Raw genomic sequence first — 3,097 nt, 5'->3', positions numbered from 1 at the left:
CGCATGGCGGCCAGCGAGGCGGCGTCCGGCACCAACCTGTGGGGCGCGTTCGGGCTGATCGCCGAGCTGCTGGCCGCCGGCCGGACCGGCTCGGTGGTCACCCTGATCTGCGACGCGGGCGACCGCTACGCCGACACCTACTACGCCGACGACTGGGTCGCCGCCCAAGCCCTCGACCTGACCCCCCACCTGACCACCATCGACCGCTTCCTCACCAACGGCACCTGGCCGTCCTAACCCCCCGTCGATCTAGGGCCTATCGTCGTCGTTGGAGATCAACGAGCGACGATAGGCCCTAGATCGCGGCGGAGGTGGGCGGTCGGGTGGCCAGGCCGGGGTAGTGGAGGACGTAGGCGTCGGCGTCCACGTCGATCTCGGCGGTGAAGGTGCCGGTGGCGTACCGGAAACGGGTCGGGCCGAGGGCGGTGTAGGTCTGCTCGGTGGGAAGCACGGTCAGGCTCGGCAGCAACACCCAGGCCACGTCGAGCCGGTGGCTGGTGTCGGCCGGGCCGGTGGTCAGGCCGAGGCGGCGCAGCGGCAGCGTGTTGAACAGCGGCGACCCGCCCAGGTCCACGTCGAGGGCGTCCGCCAGCCGGTCGGGATCCTCGACGCCGGGCAGCCCGGCCGGGGCGTGCCCGGCCGCCGCCAGAGCCGCGTCCAGGTCACCCTGCTCGGCGGCGGTCACCCGCCACCGCTGCGTCGCCCTTTCCAGGCGTACGCTGCGCCGCCACCCGGCCCCCTCGACCTCCACCTCCAGCCGGACACTGACCCACTGGGGATCGGTGGCCAGCTGGTAGCGGCAGGTGTAGGGGATCGGGTCGGCGGCGAGTTGGGTACCGTGCCCCACGAGCCCCTGGCCGTCGTCGACCAGAGCGTGTTCGGCGCCAGCGGTGTCGATCCGGGTCCACAGCAGCGACTTCGGCATGTGCCGGACGTTACGCCACCCGTCCGGCACCGGCGGTGCGTGCGGCCCGGACCTGCACCTAACGGGTCTCAGTGGGTACGCGCACGCGGTCGTCCCGCCGCGCCCCGCCAGTCGTCACGGGACCGGTCCGGCGTGCCCCGGCCATCCGACCACTCCGGGCGATCGCTGTAGCGACGCTCACCGCGCGCCTGGTCACCGAAGCGCCGCTCGCCGCCGGAGCGGTCACCGGGCCACCGTTCTCCGCTGGGCCGGTCGCCGTAGCGCCGTTCGCCGGTCGGCCGGTCACCGTAGCGTCGTTCCCCGGTGGGCCGGTCACCGAAGCGGCGGGGTCCGGCCGGTCGGCCGGTGCGACGCGGCGACTCGGGCTCCTCGCGTACCGGCACGCCACTCGGCTCCCGCGCCCCGATCAGCTCGGCCAGGGCGGGGTCGCCGGCGCTTACCCGGCTCTCCGCCGGCTGCACGCCGGCCTTCTCCATCATCGCCAAAGTGGTGCGGCGCTGCTTCGGCAACACCAGGGTGGCGACCGCACCCGTCTCACCGGCACGGGCGGTGCGGCCCGCCCGGTGCAGGTAGTCCTTCGGGTCCTTCGGCGGGTCGACGTGCAGCACCAGCGAGACCCCGTCGACGTGGATGCCCCGGGCCGCCACGTCGGTGGCGATCAGCACGTTCGTCCGTCCCTCACGGAACTCCGCGAGGGTACGGGTACGCATCCGCTGGGTCTTGCCACCGTGCAGCCCACCGGCGCGTACGCCGACGGCCGCGAGCTGCGTGACGAGCCGGTCCACACCGAGCTGCGTACGGGCGAAGACGATGGTCCGGCCGGCTCGCGCGGCGATGGCCGCGGTGACCGGGAACTTGTCCCGTGGCGGGATCAGCAGCAGGTGGTGGTCCATCGTGGAGACGGCAGCGGTCGGCGGCGCGGTGGAGTGCGTGACCGGGTCGGTCATGAACCGCTTGACCAGCGCGTCCACGTCGCCGTCCAGGGTGGCCGAGAAGAGCAGCCGCTGCGCGTCCGCCGGAGTCTTGGCCAGCAGTTCGGTGACCTCGGGAAGGAAACCCATGTCGGCCATCTGGTCCGCCTCGTCGAGCACGGTGATGGCGACGTCGTCGAGGCGGCACACGCCGCGGGCGATCAGGTCGGCGAGCCGTCCCGGCGTCGCCACCACGATCTCCACCCCGCGGCGCAGGGCGTCGATCTGACGGTCGTAGGGCACCCCGCCGACGGCGGTCTTCAGGAAGACGCCGACGGCCTTGCCCAGCGGCAGCAGCGCGTCGTTCACCTGCATGGCGAGTTCCCGGGTGGGCACCAGCACGAGGGCCCGCGGGTGCATCGGCCGGGCCCGCCCGGCGTCGGCGACCCGGGCCAGCAGCGGCAGCCCGAAGGCGAGCGTCTTGCCGGAGCCGGTCTGGCCACGGCCCAGCACGTCCCGCCCGGCGAGGGCGTCCGGTACGGTCGCGCGCTGAATCTCGAACGGGGCGGTGATGCCCTGTCGGGCGAGTGCGCGGACCAGCGGCTGGGGAAGCCCGAGCGTGTCGAAGGTGACCGAGTCGTCGGCAGCGGTGGCCGGTTGCGGATCGGCGGGGAGGTCGAGGGAGTACGAGGACGTGCGGGATACAGCGGAGATGGTCAAGAAATGCCTTTCAAGCGGGGCGCATCTTCGCGATGCCCGCCACGGCACGATGCCGCCGGATCTTCCGCAAGAACGCCCAAGAGCACGCCAACGCGCGCCAGGTCAGTGATCAGCGTCAAGTGTACGTCGATCTCCTCGTACCCACAGGCGTCGCCCGGGGGTAGTGGGCGGACTCACCCGGATCGGTGGCCCGCTGTCATCCGGTCACGCTGCTCAGCGCGTCGTTGGCCAGCAGTACGACGAGCACACTGATCGTCACCAACACAATCAGTGCGATGACCATCACGATCACCACCCGGACGGTGCTGGTGGACCGTTCACGGGCGGTCTCCGTCCAGCCCTGGGCCAGGATGTGCCCGGTCAGCGAGCCGGAATTCTCCTCAGCCACCGGAAAGGCGACGGTGCTGGAGCCGGCCATGTCGCCGTAGTACGCGCTCAGCCCGGCACCGCCAGGAGGGGTGGTCTCCGGGGTGGCCCCACCGCCCGGTGACTGCCACCGGTCGCCCGAATCCGGGGTGGTCGGGGCTACTTCGTGGGGGCT

Annotated in this window: 2 protein-coding genes and 2 pseudogenes; 1 reads left to right on the top strand and 3 read right to left on the bottom strand. The window is 72.3% G+C overall.

Annotated features, from left to right (window positions below; all coding sequences use genetic code 11):
- Positions 1 to 237 (top strand): annotated as a pseudogene (locus C1I93_RS29910) (PLP-dependent cysteine synthase family protein); the annotation flags it as partial.
- Positions 238 to 295: 58 nt separating this feature from the next.
- Here C1I93_RS29910 and C1I93_RS29905 read toward each other — a convergent pair.
- The 3 genes and pseudogenes from C1I93_RS29905 to C1I93_RS32840 form a co-directional block, all read right to left on the bottom strand.
- Entirely contained in the window at positions 296 to 925 is a 630-nt protein-coding gene (locus tag C1I93_RS29905) for a putative glycolipid-binding domain-containing protein (RefSeq protein ID WP_111246588.1), read from the bottom strand.
- A gap of 68 nt (positions 926 to 993) precedes the next feature.
- Positions 994 to 2,556: a DEAD/DEAH box helicase gene (locus C1I93_RS29900; protein ID WP_420811710.1), complete on the bottom strand. Its 1,563-nt coding sequence runs from the start codon at positions 2,554 to 2,556 to the stop codon at positions 994 to 996.
- A gap of 196 nt (positions 2,557 to 2,752) precedes the next feature.
- Positions 2,753 to 3,097 (bottom strand): annotated as a pseudogene (locus C1I93_RS32840) (hypothetical protein); the annotation flags it as partial.

This window comes from Micromonospora endophytica, assembly GCF_003236305.1.
GTDB lineage: Bacteria > Actinomycetota > Actinomycetes > Mycobacteriales > Micromonosporaceae > Micromonospora > Micromonospora endophytica.
This window is presented reverse-complemented; position numbering and strand designations above follow the sequence as displayed.